The sequence below is a fragment of the Thalassotalea loyana genome, from assembly GCF_030161435.1.
Lineage (GTDB): Bacteria > Pseudomonadota > Gammaproteobacteria > Enterobacterales > Alteromonadaceae > Thalassotalea_G > Thalassotalea_G loyana.
This window is the reverse complement of record NZ_BSSV01000010.1, coordinates 50,628-70,074: the sequence shown is the minus strand read 5'-3', so window position 1 is coordinate 70,074 and position 19,447 is coordinate 50,628. Positions and strand designations below refer to the sequence as shown.

Genomic DNA, 19,447 nt, shown 5'->3' with positions numbered 1-19,447 from the left:
ATTAAATAATACGCTAGCGCGCTATTTTACTTGCTTTTATTGGAACGGCTGATAGAATAGCGCCTCCTTCATCTATGCTGAATTAGTGATCGGCTAGATGTGTTTTTAAATTCTAACGTTTATTAGGAATTATTATGTCGCTAAATGCACAAGAAAAAGCAGCTATCGTTGCAGAATACGCAGTTAAAGAAGGTGATACAGGTTCACCAGAAGTACAAGTTGCTTTATTAACTACGCAAATTAACCACCTTCAAGGTCACTTCAAAGAGCACATCCATGATCACCACTCTCGTCGTGGTTTATTACGCATGGTTAGCCAACGTCGTAAGTTATTAGACTACTTGAAGCGTAAAGATGTAGCGCGTTACACTGCGTTAATCGGTAAGTTAGGTTTACGTCGTTAATCGATAAGAATCTAGAAAAAAGGAGCCTCAAGGCTCCTTTTTTTATGGCTAAAACATATGGTTAGCGTTTCTTTGACTAATAGATTTAGCTATGTTGGCTAAGCCAGTCTGTCGCTAATGGCCACAGCGATTGGCGTTTACTAGAAAAGAATTTCATGTGGCCAATATCTTTTACTTCATGTTCTGTAGGGGTGAGTGTTTTAGTTTGCGCGTTGTGTTTCATCTTGCTAAAAACAGAGATCATATCGGCAACATTTTCATTAATTGCGATTTCATCGTCGGAAGCATTCACCCACAAGGAAGGGATATCGAGGTCATCGTAAAAGTGTTCAAAGACTGTTTTACCAAATGCAGTTTTTACGTACCCCTGCCCATTGCACCAAAGCTGCCATTGTCGTGCCACCTTTTTAGGTAGCGGCTCTCCCATACCCACCCATTGGGATTTTGTATGACCAAAAATGAGGTTGGATACGGGAATATAGAAGTTCATGAAGTAATGTGCTTTTAGCTTATACGGCATTGACATATTTTTTAATCGACCAGAAGAGCAAGCATAATTGAATACTGACGATAAACTTTTGCTGTTTGGCATTAACCCCACGAGCTGGCCCCCAGCGCTATGACCAATAAGATGGTATTTAGTGTTAGGGAACGCTTTGATTAAATTGTCTAATACGGCCGTCGCATCTTGCTCCCCCCAACATTGAAGTGAAGCTTTTGACTTTGATACTCTACCTTGAAGAGAGCGGCCAATACCACGGTTGTCATAGGTGATAACACCATATCCCTGTTCAGCAAGGTATGTCGCAAATTTAGCATAAAAACCTTGTTTAATACCTGTAGCAGGGGCGATCATAATTGCACCTTTTGGTGTTTGAGACGGTATATAAATTTGACCTGAAATATCGACATGATCACGACATGTAATCGTTACGTGTTCTGTTTTTATATTCATAAGTGCATTGTTAAATTAGCTTTATCAACATCATACACAATTTTGTTAAGTGGTCAAACCAGTTGGTTTTGCTTAATCAAAGTTTAACCACATAGAGCTGTTATGAATCGGTGTTAATGGGGACAGGTATGGATTTGTTAGCGGAATTATTTGTCTTTTTTCGGATTTTACACGCTCAACATGCGCACCAAAATGCTGAGAAAATAACGTATCGAAGCTTCCATCTTGCTGGGCTTGAATCAGGCCGTTATATATCTCATGAGCAAGTATCTCATTATCTTTTCGCACATAGACATAATATGCGCTCGGATAATGGATAAGCACATTAGGCTCAATCACTAAATCTAAATGACTAAATTCTTGTATATTCCAAGTGACTTCAATAATCGAGCGAGGAAAGTGATCAAAGCGCTTTTTATGCAGCATAGTGTATAGCCCTGAATAATCGCTACTCGTTGCAACCGTAATGTCGTTTGCACGAAGTACTTTGGTATCTGACCACGTATTAAACTGACCGGCACTGTAATGTTGAAGGTCACTAAGCGTATTTGTGTCATCAAATAACTGTTTATTGTCTTTGTGAACTAAGGATACTCGCCAGCCATACAGTCCTTTCATTAATGGGAAGCGAACAGGACGATATAAGGCTTCACGCTCTAGCGTCGATCCTCCAAACATGACATCAATTCCGTTGTTTGTTGCTAGCTTTTTAAACGCTTGATGTTTGGGTAGGTCGCTGCCATAAGCTTTTATCTGATAATTTTGCTCAGAGTAGCTTAGGGCTAAAGATAGGATTTTTGTTGTGTAATCATCACGCTCATAACCAGGGTAAACAACGTCTATGCCTTGAGCGAAAATAGGAAAACATGTCATTGTCATCACAGCAAAGCCAATAGCAAACTTCATTTTTACCTCGTAATAAAGCCTATCAGTAATAGTAGATACAAGAGAGTCGTTGGTATTTTAACCGATTCTATTACGGAATCATAAGCAATATAAATGTTGAATATGAAGTTTTTTGTAAATCTCACTATTTAATCGACGAGTACGCTAGCAAATCAGTGTTTTGTCAGTATAATTAGCGTGCAAAATTAAATGAAAGAAAATAGAGCTGATTTAAATAGGTAAATCAGTGTCGAAAATAAGGAATAAAGTTAATGTTTACTCCGGTAACTAAAACATTTCAATACGGTCAACATACCGTAACTCTAGAAACAGGTGTTATTGCACGTCAAGCGACAGCAGCTGTTATGGCATCAATGGACGACACAAGCGTATTAGTTTCTGTTGTTGCTAAAAAAGATGCTGTAGAAGGTCAAGACTTCTTCCCATTAACGGTCAACTACCAAGAAAAAACATACGCTGCAGGTAAAATCCCAGGTGGTTTCTTCAAACGTGAAGGTCGTCCATCTGAAGAAGAAACGCTAATTGCACGTTTAATTGACCGTCCAATTCGTCCGCTATTCCCAGAAGGGTTCACGAACGAAGTACAAGTTATTATTACTGTAGTTTCTGCTAACCCAGAAATTGCACCTGATATCATTTCTTTATTAGGTACTTCTGCTGCTTTAGCAATCACTGGTGCGCCATTTAATGGTCCAGTAGGTGCAGCACGTGTTGGTTACAAAGACGGCCAATACTTATTAAACCCATTACAATCTGAATTAGAAACTAGCCAATTAGACTTAGTTGTTGCTGGTACTGAATCTGCTGTATTAATGGTTGAATCAGAAGCTGAAGTTTTATCAGAAGACGTAATGTTAGGCGCTGTTGTTTACGGTCACGAACAATCACAAGCGGCTATCAAAGCGATTCAAGAATTTGCTGCGGAAGTAAACAATCCTTCATGGGATTGGGTTGCTCCAGAGAAAAACGCTGACTTAATTGCAAAAATCGATGCTTTAGCTGCTGATAAAGTAAACGAAGCGTACCAAATCACTGAAAAAGCAGCTCGTTACGAGCGTGTTGCGGAAATTCGCACTGAAGTTTTAGCTGCCTTAACTGAGCAACTAGCTGAAGGTGAAGAGTTAAACGAGCAAGAAGCGAAAGACTTATTCCACGATTTAGAGAAGAAAGTTGTTCGTGGTCGTATTACTTCAGGTATGCCACGTATCGATGGTCGTGATCCTGAAATGATTCGTGCGTTAGACGTGATGACAGGTGTATTACCACGTACTCACGGTTCATCTGTATTTACTCGTGGTGAAACGCAAGCATTAGTTACTGCAACATTAGGTACAGCACGTGATGCACAGAAAGTTGAAACAATCTTAGGTGAAAAGACTGACAACTTCATGTTGCACTACAACTTCCCTCCATACTGTGTAGGTGAAACTGGTTTCATCGGTTCTCCTAAGCGTCGCGAGATTGGTCACGGTCGTTTAGCTAAGCGCGGTATTTTAGCGGTTATGCCAACAATTGAAGAATTCCCATACGCAGTTCGTGTTGTATCGGAAATCACTGAATCAAACGGTTCATCTTCAATGGCTTCTGTTTGTGGTACTTCGTTAGCATTAATGGATGCTGGTGTGCCAATTAAGTCTTCAGTTGCAGGTATTGCAATGGGCTTAGTTAAAGAAGGCGACAGCCACGTTGTACTTTCTGACATCTTAGGTGATGAAGATCACTTAGGTGACATGGACTTTAAAGTAGCAGGTACTACCGAAGGTATTACTGCACTTCAAATGGACATTAAGATTGAAGGTATTACTAAAGATATTATGCAGACTGCGCTTAACCAAGCAAAAGGCGCTCGTATTCATATCTTAAAAGTAATGGATGAAGCGATTTCAGGCGCTCGTGAAGACATCTCTGAATTTGCACCTCGTATCCACACGATGAAAATCAATGCTGATAAGATTCGTGACGTTATCGGTAAAGGTGGCGCAACAATTCGTCAACTTACTGAAGAAACAGGTACAACAATCGAAATCGAAGACGATGGTACAGTTAAAATTGCTGCAACAGACGGCCAACAAGCGCAAGACGCAATCGATCGTATCAAAGCGATTACTGCTGAAATCGAAGTTGGTGCAATTTATACAGGTAAAGTTGTACGTATCGTAGACTTTGGTGCATTCGTTAACGTATTACCAGGCAAAGACGGCTTAGTTCACATTTCACAAATCTCTGAAGAGCGTGTAAATGCGGTAACTGACGTATTATCTGAAGGTCAAGAAGTTACAGTTAAAGTACTTGAAGTTGACCGTCAAGGCCGTGTACGTTTAAGCATTAAAGAAGCAGTTGAAAAGCCAGCTGAAGAAGCTGCGCCGGAAGCGCCTGCTGAATAAGCTTTGCGGACAATAAAGTAAAATAAAAGGAGACTAATTAGTCTCCTTTTTTATATACTCAAGAAAAAGAATTTTGACGAGAACTTTGTGAAATCATTATCTTATCTATCCGCTGTCGTTTTAGCGTTTTCACTGCAAGCGTGTTCAACCCTTTCAACTTCACCTACGCAGGTCGTTGAGCAGATTGTTATTGCTGAACCTTTGACTATTCACTATAAAAGTGAAATAGCACTTGCTCGCTTATCTGAAGTATTGACTCGCGCTGACATTACTGACGAGCAAAGAGCCCAATTGTTTTATGATCGCGGTGTAATCTACGATAGCGTTGGACTTCGCTCTTTAGCTAGGTTGGATTTTACTCGTGCATTAAGACTAAAAAATGACCTTGTAGATGCCTATAATTTTTTAGGTATACATTTAACGCAGAACCAAGAATTTATCCAAGCATATGAGCAATTTGATTCTGCGCTTGAGCTTGCTCCCGATCATGATTATGCGTATTTGAATCGAGGTATCGCACTTTATTATGGTGGCCGTTCAGAGTTAGCTCAGGAAGACTTAAAAGTTTTTCATGAGCAACAAACCAACGACCCTTATCGCATACTGTGGCTCTACCTTGCAGAAAGAAATGTCGATCTCGAGTCAGCACAGACAAATATTAAATTGCGATTGAACCAAGTTGAAAATAATGTTTGGGGCAAACAGGTTATTCGCTTGTACGCTGGCGAGATAACCGAAACAATGTTCATTGACAGCTTGACTGCTCAAGTGACAAGCTCAAGAGAATTAGCTGATAGGTTGTGTGAAGGTTACTTCTATCTGGCTAAGTTTCAGCAATTTAAAGGGAATCATCAAGCCGCTGCGAATTACTTTAAACTTGCGTTAAGCACAAATGTTTATGAATTTGTTGAGCATCGTTATGCTAAATTAGAGCTACAACTGATGCGCGATGCACTATTAAACGCTCCACAAAGTTAATATTTGAATGAGCGCTCATTATGCGTTTACCGAGTCTAGTTATTGTTTTGAGCTTGCTGGTTTTTCTACCATCAAGCTCATTTTCATTAAAAGAATATATTCATGAACAGCTTAACTCCGTTAAATCCGTTGTAGTACATCCAAAAAGTAATAATTATTCCCTTGTTGATATTGGAGCAGGGCAAGGATTAATCCTTGCGTTGCAACATAAAAAATTGACAAAAAATGAGGGCTCAAAGGAGTGGCTTGATATAAGTCAGCAGTTAGCTCAGCAAGATGCTTTTGAAGCAATAGCATTAGCCAAATACTATGCCGACAATGGCAACCTTAACACGGCTAAATTGTGGTTAAAGCCTCACCTCAATGATAATAAAGAAGTATCTTTGGCTTATGCGCAGTTGTTAGTGCAAGCGGGGGAAACCGATCGCGCATATCAATTGTTCAAAACACATAACACTTTCAGCAAGCAAACGTTGTTATTAGCGATTGATATGGGGGATGTTGCTTTTCTCTCGTCAGTATTGCACTCACCAAATTTTGACGTTAAACACGCATGGTTTATTGAACTGCTGCAAGACATCAATTTTTTTAAGTTACCAACGCTTAAGTTACCACAAAAACATGCTCCTAAAGCAGACTTGGTCTATGAAAGTTATGACCAAGAACAATGTGCGCGTAACGTGACATATTTCGCTACCACATTGCACGATATTGAGCGAGTAAGATACCTGCTAGAAAGCACTGCATCGAATCCTGTGGGCCAAATTATCTGCCCGACAGAAGTAAGGTATATGCCGACAACTTGGTTAGAATGCACATCTGAACCGGATAAAGCCATTATGTGTGAAGAATCAGTATTTGAGATGTTTCAGTCGCAAATTTCATCTGATTATATCGCTCTGATGTTACCTAAAGGTGGGGCAAATGTTCATCAGGGAATTTTGTATTTTGATCGAAGTGACTCCATTGATGTTTTCGTTCATGAGTTGTCACATTTTGCTGGCTTTATTGATGAATACCCTTTGCGACAAGGTCACGCTGTGTGCCAGGTTACAAATCAAGCCGTTGGTTTAAATGTTGTTGTTTTTGAACCACAAAAAAAGCACTACTCAAGGGCAGAGGTTTTGTCGCTCCTTCCATGGCGTGATGCGATAAAACCGAGCACTCCTCTGTTTGTTTATGAAGGTAATACTCAAGTGTTAGGCACGCCTCAAAGTCACCAAGAAGAAGTAGGGTTATTTAAAAGTGAAACATGTGATAATAATCAAAACACAGCGTATAAACCTATAAAAGAATCAAGTTTTATGCGCTATTTTGAACTCGCCATACCTGAACTTTATCTAGAGCTGTTAGAAGCAAATCACGTTGAAAATCAGCGCTTTTTTAGACCGTCTTTCCATAGCAATCTAACACAATAAAATTCCATGGATTTCTCAAATTTATTGAGTGTTGTTCAGTTACAGAGGTATTTTATTTTTCATCAATAATGATTAGTGAAGTACTTCGCTTCTCTAGTTTAGCCATCGTATTAAATTTAATTGATGCTAGTGCATGTTCTTTATGATAACGGTTAACTTTTGCAATCGGCCAAGTTTGCGAGTCAGTCGTAAATTTTGGAGAGATTGTTGATTCAGAAAGTTTTTTTTCACGTTGTTGTTTATTAAACCAAGAATAGAGTGCCATACTGCTTTACCCCGATGAGATGACTCAACATTAGTTATAGCTTTAGATCGACACTTTCGCGAATAATAAGCGCCGAAAATTTCGAAAAACTACAGGTATCCTTTTAAGAATCTTGCGTATAATAGCGGTAGTTTGTGACAGTATGACGACAGAGATGACAGTAGCAAAAAAGTTTAGAAACAAGTTCCCAATACTTAACCAAAAAGTTCATGGAATGCCACTAATCTATTTTGACAATGGAGCGACGACCCAAAAACCTTTGCAAGTAATCGAAGCGCATCGTGAATATTACGAATTGAAAAATGCCAATGTGCATCGTGCTTCACATGCAATAAGTGCTCAGGCGACACAAGCGTTTGAGTACTCGCGAACATTAACTGCCCAGTTTATCAATGCGTCATCGGATAAGGAAATTATATGGACGTCAGGTACCACAGAAGCAATTAATATCATTGCTCAGTGTTGGGGACATGAAAATTTAACCAAAGATGATGAAATTATTATTTCAGTGGCAGAGCATCATGCCAATTTAGTTCCTTGGCAAATGTTGGCAAAGCAAACTGGCGCAGTGCTTAAAGCGGTTGGTGTTGACGCAGCAGGTCAACTAGATATCACCGAGTTTACATCGAAGATTTCAAAACGAACAAAACTCGTGGCAATCAATCATATCTCAAACGTAACAGGAAAAATAAATCCTGTTGAAGAGGTTATTGCACTATCAAAAGCTGAAGGTGCGAAAGTACTCATAGACGGCGCGCAAGCAATTGCTCACCTTACCGTTGATGTCACTCAATTAGATTGTGATTTTTATGTCTTTTCCGCTCATAAAATGTTTGGCCCTACAGGTCTTGGCGTACTCTATGGTAAAGCATCAATTTTATCTGAAATGAGCCCGTATCAATTTGGTGGTGAAATGATTAAATCTGTTAGCCTTGTTAACGGGACTACCTTTAATGAATTACCATTTAAGCTGGAAGCTGGTACCCCAAATATCTCGGCTGTTGTATCGTTTTCCGAAGCCATCAAGTTAATTGTCGAGTATCGAGACTATATTGATGAACAAGATAAACAATTAACGCAAGCTTTGTACAAAGCACTCGACAGTATTGAGGAAGTGGAATTTTTGTTTGAAGGTCAATCCGATATTCCACTATTAGCGTTCCAGTTAAAAGGTCACCACAATCAAGATGTAAGCACGTATTTAGATAGCCAAGGCATTGCCATTAGAGCTGGACATCATTGTGCTATGCCGTTGATGGAATATTTAAACATTAATGGTTGTTTGAGAGTGTCTTTGGCACCGTACAATACGTTAGAAGAAATTGAGTTGCTTGTTCAAGCAATTAAGCGGTTATTGACTAGTGATAGTAATCAGGAGCCTACTGCTGGTGTTGAAGAACAAGCTAGTGAGGTTCTTGACATAATCAAACGTTTCAAAAACGCCTCAAGTTGGGACAAAAAGCACCGTGAAATTATGTTATTTGGTAAGTCATTTACACGAATGGATAAAAGCCGCCGAACAGAAGATAGTGTAATTTCAGGATGTGAGAGTCAGGCGTGGTTAGTAGCAGATAAGCAGGGTGCTAAATACACTTTTAGTGCTGATAGTGATGCAAAAGTTGTACGAGGACTGCTCCATATAACAATCGCAGCTTATCAAGGTAAAACTGCCGACGAGATTCAAACGTTTGAAATCGAGGAGTATTTTGAAGTACTCGGCTTATTGCACCATTTAAGCCCATCACGAGGTAATGGGCTGTTGGCAATCGTTGATAAAATCAGAAAGCTGGCAGTTTAAGCGCTCGCTTTCTTGATAAGCTTTTTAAGTACGATCGATGTTGCGAAAAAAGCAAAGCTTGCTGTTACGTGAGTAATCGCGCCAAAACCACCACTACAATCTAGACGCATAGCGCCGTCATTTGACTGTTTTGCATGGCAGACCTCGCCATCAGTAGTTGGATAAACCAGCTGCTCAGTAGAATAAATGGCATCTATTCTAAATTTTCGTTTAGTATTCTTCGGAAAATTAAAATCTCTTCGTAATTGGTTTCTAACTTTTGCAAGCAAGGGATCTTGATATGTCCTGCTTAAATCATCTACTTTGATTTGAGTAGGGTCTATTTGTCCACCGGCGCCGCCAATAGTCACAATAGGTAGTTTTATGCGTTTAGCACGAGCAATAATGGCGGTCTTTATTTTTACTGAATCAATTGCATCGATAAGGTAGTCATATCGGTTATCAATATGTTCATATAAATTTTCTTCGGTAATAAAGTCTTCAATCTCATTAACAATACAATCTGGATTTATATCCTTAATCCGATTGGCCATTGTTTCAACTTTACTCTCTCCAACTGTTGACGACATCGCATGAATCTGGCGATTTGTGTTAGTCGTGCAAATATCATCTAAATCAACAAGTGTAATATGATTAACACCACTTCGCGCAAGTGACTCTGCCACCCATGAGCCAACGCCACCAATGCCAATAACGCAAATATGAGCTTGTTTAATGATTGAAGCGCCTTGCTTACCGTACAAGCGTTCAATCCCACCAAAACGAAGTTGGTAATCAGACATAGTCAATCTCGGAAAATTAAAAACGGCGCATTATAACAAAACTAATTTTTAAAAAAAGTTTGGTCATGACAAGGTAAAGTAAACAATGAATATTTATGCAGTAATCGGTAGCCGTATTGTGAATAAGGTATGGCTTTCATTAATAATTTCAAAGCCTATTTGGCCACCTTGCACCTCTGTCATTATCTTTGCTGAATAAGTACCAAAACCTGAGCCTTTGATATGGTTTGAGCTTGAAAACTTCTCAAAGAGGTTATCGCGCAATTCAAGAGGGACTGCTCCTTGATTCAAGGTAGACACATTCACAAAGTTACTTTCTAACGATAGCGTAATACTAACGGTAGCATTATCAGGAGATGCCTCAATAGCATTTTTGATTATGTTATTTAATATCGCGACACATAACATTTCTTCAGCATCGGCCCAAAAGTTGTTTCCTTGCTCGATCACATTGACGTGAATCGACTTTTGCTCTGCGAGTAAACTCGTGCCTTTAATAGCGTTATTTACGATACGAAGAATGTCTACTTTTACCGGAGTTACCGGATAGTTTCCTTGCTCAATTTTATATACGTCAAGCGAGCTATTGATCATATCAAGCACTTGCGTTGTTGCCTGGCGTATTTCATTTCCTAACTGGGAGTCTTGAACTTTATCTGCTTCAAAGAGTACTCTTGCCAAAGGACCTTTTAGATCATGTCTTGTTAATTGGTCGATGCTCTCTCGTAATTCAGCATTTTCTTCAAGTGTTTGCACCTGCGCCATTAACGCTTTAGATTGATTAGCTAACACGTATTGATTCTTGACCCGAGCTAACAAAACTTGCGGTTGAAATGGTTTCACAATGTAATCTACTGCGCCTAAATTTAATCCTTTCACGACGTCGTCGATTTCCGATTTGGCACTGAGAAAAATAATAGGTATATGCTTTGTTGCATGGTGCGACTTGAGCTGTCGGCAGACCTCGTATCCGTCAATGCCTGGCATCATTATATCTAAGAGGATGACATCAATAGACTGATAATGCTTTTGTGCAATATCGAGGGCTTGTTGCCCGGATTTTGCTGCAATAATTTTATAGTCACCTTTTAAATGTCCCATCGCTACATCGATATTTGTGGGCTCATCATCAACGATTAATATCTTCCCTTTGTCTTCAGGAATAACAAATTCTTGTTTTGGTGTTGCCAACACTTGCAATCGCTGTTGGAAGGGGACGAAACTGGTTAGCTGAAACAACGATGATAACACCGACTTTTCAGTAAGCGGTTGTTCTAATAATTTAAAGGCCTTTGACAGGGAAGAGCTTGTAAAATACGTGCTTAGCGTATATTGGGGAAAAGCATTAATACGACCAATTTGAGCGAGGATATTGTCATCATTGGTATCTTGATACGGTTGACCAATGATTAACATATCTGCAGGTGTAAACTCTAAGAAACTTAGAACATCATCGTCGCTTTCAACAAATGCAATAGCCTGTTTAGCAATACCCGCATCAATTAAAATTTTGGCAATTGCTTGTCGAAATATAGGACTTTTGTCGGCAATTAGTATAGTAGTTAACACGATCAAGTTGGTTTAATTAATCATAATCCCAGCATATACAAAATGTTAACAAATGAGAATAGGCAAAAAAAAAGGTAACTTTTAAAGTTACCTTTTTATCGATTAGTAAGACTGTAAGTCACTGATAAAATAAATCTATTTTTGACCTACAAGATAAAACTATTATCTATTTTTTAATGGCGTAAATTCGCGGTCAATTTCACCTGTGTATAACTGGCGAGGGCGACCGATCTTCTGACCTGGTTGAGATAACATCTCATCCCAGTGAGAAATCCAACCAACAGTACGAGACATCGCGAAGATCACTGTGAACATGCTTGTAGGAATGCCTAAAGCTTTCAAAATAATACCTGAGTAGAAGTCTACGTTAGGGTATAGCTTCTTCTCGATGAAGTACGGGTCTTCTAATGCAACTTTCTCTAATGCCATTGCTACGTCTAATAACGGATCAGTTACACCTAGCTCTTCTAAAACTTCATGACAAGTTTCACGCATTACTGTAGCGCGTGGGTCGAAGTTTTTGTATACACGGTGACCAAAGCCCATTAAACGGAAAGGATCAGATTTGTCTTTCGCTTTCGCAACATATTCGTCGACACGTGATACATCACCAATTTCTTCTAGCATGTTTAAACATGCTTCGTTAGCACCACCGTGTGCAGGGCCCCATAATGACGCAACACCAGCAGCGATACACGCGTATGGGTTAGCACCTGATGAACCCGCTAAACGTACAGTAGACGTTGAAGCGTTTTGCTCATGGTCCGCGTGAAGGGTAAAGATACGGTCCATAGCACGTGCTGCTACTGGGCTAACTTTGTACTCTTCTGCTGGAACAGAGAACATCATGTGTAAGAAGTTTTCAGCGTAAGTTAAGTCGTTACGTGGGTAAACGAACGGCTGACCGATGCTGTATTTGTATGCCATTGCTGCGATAGTTGGCATCTTAGCAATTAAGCGATGTGCACTACGCATGCGTTGATCTGGTTGGTCGATATCTAAATCGCTGTGGTAGAAAGATGACAATGCACCAACTACACCACAAACCATTGCCATTGGGTGAGCGTCAGGTAAGAAGCCTTGGAAGAAGTGTGCTAACTTTTCATGAACCATTGTGTGGTTCGTGATAATTGACTTGAATTCGTCGTACTCTGCTTTTGTTGGTGCTTTACCATTTAATAGCAAGTAACAAACTTCTAAGAAATCAGCTTCTTTCGCTAAGCTAGCGATAGGGTAACCACGATGCTGTAACACACCATTGCCGCCATCGATGTAAGTGATTGCTGATTCACAAGACGCAGTTGCTAAAAAGCCTGGGTCATATGTGAAGTAACCAGCGCCACCAAGTGTACGGATATCAATGACGTCGTAACCTGCTGAACCTTTAAGAATCGGTAATTCAGCGATAACTTTTCCGTCAATACTTAGAGAGGCTTTAGAGTCAGCCATACGTATATCCCCTATGATTTTATTTTAGTTAGTTCCATTTTTTCACGACAGCGAGCGTGCGGTGAAAAAATACTCAAATTTTATGAATATAAAACTGGTGCCGTATTCTAATCCAAGATCCCCCCTCAAAGTCAATGCTATTGTTAAAATGTGTACGAATAGATCTACATAATTGCCATTCACGGTGTTTATATTGATTAAAAACTAAACGCAACTTATTAGTAGTCAACGAAAATTGTATTTCTTACGTATCAAATATATAATCAGTTCGATCTGTGAATATGCTTGTTATATTTGTAAACAATTGTAGCTCACGTTCACTGATTGCTTGGGGAACTATTCAATTATTATTGATTAGTTTGAGAGGAACGAAAAAAAGTAGAAGGCTCTAAAAGAGCTCTTTAGGCAATATCGTGAAAAAACAACGTCCTGTAAACCTAGATCTAACTACTATCAAAATGCATCCTGCCGCTAATGCATCAATTTTACACCGTATTTCCGGTGTTATCATGGTGTTTGCCGTAGGCATTTTGTTATGTCTTTTATCTTTATCATTATCTTCTGCCGAAGGATTTACTGAAGTCGAAGCTATGCTCGATGGCTTTTTCTTTAAGTTTATTATCCTTGGGATTGTGTCAGCAATTATGTACCACTTCTTAGCCGGTGTTCGTCACTTATTGATGGACTTAGGTCACTTCGAAGAAAAAGTATCTGGTAACACAAGTGCCAAAGTCGTGATTGTACTTTGGGTAATCTTAACTGTTTTAGCTGGAGTTAAGTTATGGTAGGAAATGCTGCAACTGTAGGCCGTAGTGGCGTACATGATTTTATTCTTTTGAGAGCTACTGCGATTGTATTAGCCTCGTACTCGTTATTTATGGCGTATTTTTTCTTGTCGACGCCAGACGTAACGTTTGAAATTTGGCAGGGCTTGTTCTCAGGTCTTGGCATGAAAGTATTCACAGTACTTGCGCTTTTAGCTGTGCTTATCCATGCCTGGATTGGTATTTGGCAAGTATTATCAGATTATGTAAAAGCGGCGTTCTTACGTGGTTCTTTACAATTTATTTTTTCAGTAACCTTAGTAGCGTACTTCGTTGCAGGTTTAATCACTGTGTGGGGTGTGTAAGTGAGCGTTCCAGTTCGTGAATTTGATGCCATTGTAATTGGCGCAGGCGGTGCGGGTATGCGCGCTGCATTAGCAATTTCTGAATCAGGCCAATCTTGTGCTCTGATTTCTAAAGTTTTCCCAACGCGTTCTCATACAGTATCTGCTCAAGGCGGTATTACTGTAGCTTTAGGTAACGCCCATGACGATAACTGGGAATTCCACATGTATGACACGGTTAAAGGTTCTGATTACATTGGTGATCAGGATGCTATCGAGTACATGTGTAAAACAGGTCCAGAAGCTATTATCGAAATGGAGAATATGGGTCTACCATTCTCTCGTTTTGAAAACGGTAAAGTTTATCAACGTCCTTTCGGTGGTCAGTCTAAAAACTTCGGTGGTGAGCAAGCTGCTCGTACCGCTGCTGCTGCTGACCGTACGGGTCACGCATTACTACATTTGCTATACCAGCAAAACGTTAAAAACAAAACCAATGTTTTTTCTGAGTGGTACGCATTAGATTTAGTAAAAAATGAAGACGGCAACGTTGTTGGTTGTACAGCAATTGACATCGAATCTGGCGAAGTTTGTTACTTCAAAGCGCGCGCTACTGTTTTAGCTACTGGTGGTGCAGGTCGTATTTTCGCATCAACAACGAATGCTCACATCAACACAGGTGATGGTGTTGGTATGTCGCTTCGTGCTGGCGTTCAGATGCAAGATATGGAAATGTGGCAGTTCCACCCAACAGGTATTGCGGGTGCTGGTACATTAGTAACTGAAGGTTGTCGTGGTGAAGGTGGTTACCTTCTAAACAAAGACGGCGAACGCTTCATGGAACGTTATGCGCCAAATGCTAAAGATTTAGCAGGTCGTGACGTTGTTGCTCGTTCAATGATGACTGAGATTCGTGAAGGACGTGGTTGTGACCACCCTCAGTACGGTCCACACATCAAACTTAAGTTAGATCACTTAGGTCGCGAAACATTGATGCAACGTTTACCAGGTGTTTGTGAGTTATCTGAAACATTTGCTCACGTTCACCCTGCAGATGCACCAATCCCAGTAATTCCTACATGTCACTACCAAATGGGTGGTGTACCTTGTAACGTAAACGGTCAAGCAATTCACTTTGACCCTGCGACTGGCAAAGACACTATCATCGAAGGTTTATTCGCTGTAGGTGAAATTGCTAACGTATCTGTTCATGGTGCGAACCGCTTAGGTGGTAACTCGTTGCTTGACTTAGTGGTATTCGGCCGTGCAGCAGGTAACTTCTTAGGTGAATACCTTGCTGGTACGCAAAGTGGCAAAGAAGCTTCTGAGTCAGATTTAGATGCTGCGTTAGCTCGCTACAACCGTTGGGAATCATCAACAGGTGGTGAAGACCCAGTTCAAATCAAGAAAGATTTACAACAGTGTATGCAAATGAACTTCTCGGTATTCCGTGAAGGTGAAGCAATGGCTGAAGGTATGAAAGAATTAACTGAAATTCGCGAACGCCTTAAAAATGCACATCTTAAAGATAAATCTAGTGAGTTCAACACAGAGCGAATTGAGTGTCTTGAATTAGATAACTTGATGGAAACAGCGTTTAGTACTGCGAAAGCGGCTAACTACAGAACTGAATCTCGTGGTGCACATTCACGTGAAGACTTCTTAGACCGTGATGATGAAAACTGGTTATGTCACACAATCTACACACCTGAGACTGAAGAAATGTCGAAGCGTGATGTAAACATGAAACCAGTTCATCGTGAAGCTTTCCCACCGAAAGTAAGAACGTACTAAGGAGCATTTTATGAAGCAGTTATTTTCAGTTTATCGTTACAACCCAGATGTCGATAATGCACCTTACATGAAAGATTATGAGCTTGAAATTCAAGAAGGCTCAGATATGATGGTACTAGATGCGTTAATTTTGTTGAAAGAACAAGATCCTACGTTATCTTTCCGTCGTTCATGTCGCGAAGGTGTTTGTGGCTCTGACGGTTTAAACATGAATGGTAAGAACGGTCTTGCTTGTATCACTCCGTTATCTGCGGTTAAAGCAAAGAAGATTGTTTTACGTCCATTACCAGGCTTGCCAGTTATTCGTGACTTAGTTATTGATATGTCTCAATTCTACAGTCAATACGAAAAAATCAAGCCATACTTAATTAATGATGGTAAAGAGCAACCAGCTCGTGAACATATTCAATCAATTGAAGAGCGTGATAAATTAGACGGTCTTTATGAGTGTATTTTATGTGCATGTTGTTCAACCTCTTGTCCATCGTTTTGGTGGAACCCTGACAAGTTCATCGGTCCAGCAGGTTTATTAAACGCCTACCGCTTCTTAATTGATAGTCGTGATACTGCTACTGAAGAACGTTTAGATGGGTTACAAGATGCGTACAGCGTATTCCGTTGTCACGGCATCATGAACTGTGTTGATGTTTGTCCGAAAGGATTAAACCCAACAAAAGCAATCGGCCATATTAAGTCGATGCTATTAAAAAGAGCGGTTTAATTGCTTATGAAGTTAGGGTAGCTATTATTAGCTACCCTTTGCTATTAAATCGTATATCTGTTGCTTAATACCATTTTTAGGAACTAGCAATGCCCGAAGGTGCAATGAAGGCTTGGTTAGAGTCTTCCCATTTAAGCGGCTCAAATGCTGCATATATTGAAGAACTGTACGAATCTTTTTTAGATAACTCACAATCTGTGCCAGCACAGTGGCGTGAAATATTTGAAAACCTACCAAAAATTGAAGGTGCTGAGGTTGAATACAAACACTCAGCCATTCGCGATGAATTTAGAGAACTCGCAAAACAACCTGCTCGCGTTGTTGTTTCTGGGAGTTCTGATGGCAAGCAAGTTAAGGTACTACAATTAATTAATGCTTTCCGTTTTCGTGGTCACCAAAACGCAAACCTTGACCCGTTGGGCCTATGGCAGCGTGACCGCGTTAGAGACCTTCAATTATCTCACCATGACTTATCTGAAAATGATTTCGACAAAGAATACAACGTAGGTTCATACGCTGTTGGTAGCGAAACCATGAAGTTAGGTGATTTATATAAATCATTACGTAAGACCTACTGTGGATCGATCGGTGCTGAATACATGCACATGACATCGACGGAAGAAAAACGTTGGATTCAATCACGTTTAGAGTCTGTTCAATCTCAAGCGCAGTTATCTGCTGCTGAAAAAGAAGAGATTCTTAAAGGCTTAATTGCTGCTGATGGTTTAGAAAAATACCTAGGTGCAAAATTCCCTGGTGCAAAACGTTTCTCACTCGAAGGTGGTGATGCGCTAATCCCTATGCTTAAAGAGTTAATCACGCGTGCCGGTCAACATGGCACCAAAGAAGTGGTTATGGGCATGGCTCACCGTGGTCGCTTAAACGTGTTAGTTAACGTATTGGGTAAAAATCCATCTAAGTTATTTGATGAGTTTGCCGGTAAACACGACGATTTAGTTGGCTCAGGTGATGTTAAATATCACATGGGTTACTCTTCAGACTTCGTAACACCAGGTGGTAACGTTCACTTAGCATTGGCGTTTAACCCATCTCACTTAGAGATTGTAAACCCCGTTGTTATGGGCTCTGTTCGCGCTCGTCAAGATCGTCGTGACTGTGATGATGGTGACTTAGTTCTACCTATTACAATACACGGTGATTCAGCAATTGCAGGTCAGGGTGTTGTACAAGAAACGTTTAACATGTCGCAAGCGCGTGCATTTAAAGTGGGCGGTTCGATTCGCATCGTTGTTAATAACCAGGTTGGCTTTACAACATCAAATGCTGAAGATACACGAAGCGGTGAATACTGTACTGAAATCGCGAAAATGGTTCAGGCACCTATTCTTCATGTGAATGGTGACGATCCTGAAGCGGTAATCTTGGCAACACAGGTTGCATTAGATTTCCGTAATAAATTTAAGCGTGATGTGGTGCTTGATTTAGTGTGTTACCGACGTCATGGTCATAACGAAGCTGACGAGCCAAATGCTACTCAGCCATTGATGTACCAGAAGGTTAAAAAGCACCCAACGCCTCGTCAGCTATATGCAAACAAGCTAGATGCTGAAGGCTCTATTCGCTTAGATAAAGCGAACGAGTTAGCAGAATACTACCGTAAGTTGCTAGACGAAGGTCAATGTACTGTTGAACAATGGCGCCCGATGACTGAACACTCAGTTGATTGGACACCGTATATCGGTCATGACTGGGACGATGAGTACGAAGCGGCAATTGATTTAGATAGATTAAAAGCCTTAGCTAATAGCATTTCTAGTTATCCTGAGTCGCATCCGGTGCACTCTCGTGTTAAGAAAATTTACGATGATCGCAAGAAAATGGCCAAAGGCGAGAAGTTACTCGACTGGGGCTTTGCTGAAAGCTTAGCGTATGCCGCGATCGTTGAAGAAGGCAATCGTGTTCGTATCACTGGTCAAGATGCTGGTCGTGGTACATTCTTCCACCGTCATGCGGTATTACATAATCAAACGGATGCATCTACTTACTTGCCTTTACAAAACGTGAGTAAAGATCAGGGGCCATTTGAGGTACACGATTCAGTATTATCTGAAGTTTCGGTATTGGCGTTTGAATACGGTTACACCACTGCAGAACCTAAAGGCTTAACGATTTGGGAAGCACAATTTGGTGATTTCGCTAACTGTGCGCAAGTTGTCTTTGACCAATTTATTTCTTCTGGTGAGCAAAAGTGGGGTCGCTTATGTGGCTTAACAATGCTTTTACCACATGGATATGAAGGTCAGGGCCCAGAGCATTCATCAGCTCGTTTAGAGCGTTTCTTGCAATTATGTGCAGATCACAACATGCAAGTATGTGTGCCTTCTACACCAGCGCAAGTATTTAATATGCTTCGTCGTCAAGTCGTTCGCCCTATGCGTCGACCACTGATCGTGATGTCACCTAAATCGTTGTTACGTCATCCACTTGCCGTTTCTTCGTTAGAAGAATTAGCACAGGGTGAATACCAAAACGTAATTGGTGAGATTGACGAAATCAATCCAAAAGATGTTGAACGTGTTGTTATGTGTTCAGGTAAAGTTTACTACGAACTACTAGAACAACGCCGTAAGCAAGAATTAAATAATGTTGCCATTATTCGTATTGAGCAACTATACCCATTCCCAGAAGCTGAATTGGATAAAGTGTTAGAGAAATACCAACACGTTAAACAATTTGTCTGGTGTCAGGAAGAGCCGCAAAACCAAGGTGCTTGGTACTGCTCGCAGCATCACTTTAGAGCAGCAATTCCTGCAGGTACGTATTTGACTTATGCCGGTCGTAAGGCTTCAGCAGCACCAGCTGTAGGTTATATGTCAGTTCATGTTAAAGAGCAACAGGCGCTAGTAGCACAAGCGTTAACTGTTGAATAAGCCATTTTTGGTAATTAGTAAGTAA

General features: G+C 40.4%; 16 protein-coding genes. 10 read left to right on the top strand and 6 right to left on the bottom strand.

The window, feature by feature from the left end; all coding sequences use genetic code 11:
- Positions 1 to 134: 134 nt before the first annotated feature.
- A complete protein-coding gene (gene rpsO, locus QQK05_RS17970; RefSeq protein WP_284301256.1) occupies positions 135 to 404 on the top strand; it encodes a 30S ribosomal protein S15 in 270 nt (89 codons plus the stop codon).
- An 85-nt stretch (positions 405 to 489) separates the two neighbouring features.
- On the opposite strand, the gene QQK05_RS17965 is transcribed toward rpsO, so the two are convergent.
- Both QQK05_RS17965 and QQK05_RS17960 read right to left on the bottom strand, forming a co-directional pair.
- Positions 490 to 1,359, bottom strand: a complete 870-nt coding sequence (locus tag QQK05_RS17965; protein ID WP_284301254.1) for an alpha/beta hydrolase family protein — start codon at positions 1,357 to 1,359, stop codon at positions 490 to 492.
- Between the two features lie 72 nt (positions 1,360 to 1,431).
- Positions 1,432 to 2,265: a substrate-binding periplasmic protein gene (locus QQK05_RS17960; RefSeq protein ID WP_284301252.1), complete on the bottom strand. Its 834-nt coding sequence runs from the start codon at positions 2,263 to 2,265 to the stop codon at positions 1,432 to 1,434.
- A 251-nt stretch (positions 2,266 to 2,516) separates the two neighbouring features.
- Here QQK05_RS17960 and pnp point away from each other — a divergent pair, with 251 nt between their 5' ends.
- The 3 genes from pnp (at position 2,517) to QQK05_RS17945 (ending at position 7,045) form a co-directional block, all read left to right on the top strand.
- On the top strand, positions 2,517 to 4,649 hold the full coding sequence (pnp, locus tag QQK05_RS17955; RefSeq protein WP_284301251.1) for a polyribonucleotide nucleotidyltransferase: 2,133 nt from the start codon (positions 2,517 to 2,519) through the stop codon (positions 4,647 to 4,649).
- Between the two features lie 87 nt (positions 4,650 to 4,736).
- Entirely contained in the window at positions 4,737 to 5,627 is an 891-nt protein-coding gene (nlpI, locus tag QQK05_RS17950; protein ID WP_284301249.1) for a lipoprotein NlpI, read from the top strand.
- 20 nt (positions 5,628 to 5,647) lie between these two features.
- Entirely contained in the window at positions 5,648 to 7,045 is a 1,398-nt protein-coding gene (locus QQK05_RS17945; RefSeq protein WP_284301247.1) for a hypothetical protein, read from the top strand.
- A gap of 52 nt (positions 7,046 to 7,097) precedes the next feature.
- Here the strand turns inward: QQK05_RS17945 and QQK05_RS17940 are convergent, their stop codons facing one another.
- Complete coding sequence (locus tag QQK05_RS17940) at positions 7,098 to 7,310, bottom strand: hypothetical protein (protein ID WP_284301244.1); 213 nt, start codon at positions 7,308 to 7,310, stop codon at positions 7,098 to 7,100.
- Positions 7,311 to 7,464: 154 nt separating this feature from the next.
- Between QQK05_RS17940 and QQK05_RS17935 the strand changes: the two genes are divergently transcribed.
- Positions 7,465 to 9,108, top strand: coding sequence for a SufS family cysteine desulfurase (locus tag QQK05_RS17935; protein WP_284301242.1), 1,644 nt, complete (start codon positions 7,465 to 7,467; stop codon positions 9,106 to 9,108).
- Here QQK05_RS17935 and tcdA read toward each other — a convergent pair.
- From tcdA to QQK05_RS17920, 3 genes are all read right to left on the bottom strand, one after another.
- The gene (gene tcdA / locus QQK05_RS17930; RefSeq protein ID WP_284301240.1) at positions 9,105 to 9,890 is read right to left on the bottom strand and encodes a tRNA cyclic N6-threonylcarbamoyladenosine(37) synthase TcdA; all 786 of its coding nucleotides are present in this window, start codon (positions 9,888 to 9,890) and stop codon (positions 9,105 to 9,107) included. The genes QQK05_RS17935 and tcdA overlap by 4 nt on opposite strands.
- A gap of 93 nt (positions 9,891 to 9,983) precedes the next feature.
- Positions 9,984 to 11,459: a response regulator gene (locus QQK05_RS17925; protein ID WP_284301239.1), complete on the bottom strand. Its 1,476-nt coding sequence runs from the start codon at positions 11,457 to 11,459 to the stop codon at positions 9,984 to 9,986.
- Positions 11,460 to 11,621: 162 nt separating this feature from the next.
- Entirely contained in the window at positions 11,622 to 12,908 is a 1,287-nt protein-coding gene (locus QQK05_RS17920) for a citrate synthase (protein ID WP_284301237.1), read from the bottom strand.
- 413 nt (positions 12,909 to 13,321) lie between these two features.
- Here QQK05_RS17920 and sdhC point away from each other — a divergent pair, with 413 nt between their 5' ends.
- The 5 genes from sdhC (at position 13,322) to QQK05_RS17895 (ending at position 19,422) form a co-directional block, all read left to right on the top strand.
- A complete protein-coding gene (gene sdhC / locus QQK05_RS17915; protein WP_284301235.1) occupies positions 13,322 to 13,696 on the top strand; it encodes a succinate dehydrogenase, cytochrome b556 subunit in 375 nt (124 codons plus the stop codon).
- Positions 13,690 to 14,037: a succinate dehydrogenase, hydrophobic membrane anchor protein gene (gene sdhD, locus QQK05_RS17910; RefSeq protein WP_284301233.1), complete on the top strand. Its 348-nt coding sequence runs from the start codon at positions 13,690 to 13,692 to the stop codon at positions 14,035 to 14,037. Before sdhC ends, sdhD begins: the two co-directional genes overlap by 7 nt.
- Entirely contained in the window at positions 14,038 to 15,810 is a 1,773-nt protein-coding gene (gene sdhA, locus QQK05_RS17905) for a succinate dehydrogenase flavoprotein subunit (RefSeq protein ID WP_284301231.1), read from the top strand. It begins immediately after the preceding gene.
- 10 nt (positions 15,811 to 15,820) lie between these two features.
- The gene (locus QQK05_RS17900; RefSeq protein WP_284301229.1) at positions 15,821 to 16,531 is read left to right on the top strand and encodes a succinate dehydrogenase iron-sulfur subunit; all 711 of its coding nucleotides are present in this window, start codon (positions 15,821 to 15,823) and stop codon (positions 16,529 to 16,531) included.
- A gap of 89 nt (positions 16,532 to 16,620) precedes the next feature.
- Positions 16,621 to 19,422, top strand: a complete 2,802-nt coding sequence (locus QQK05_RS17895) for a 2-oxoglutarate dehydrogenase E1 component (protein WP_284301227.1) — start codon at positions 16,621 to 16,623, stop codon at positions 19,420 to 19,422.
- Positions 19,423 to 19,447 lie beyond the last annotated feature (25 nt).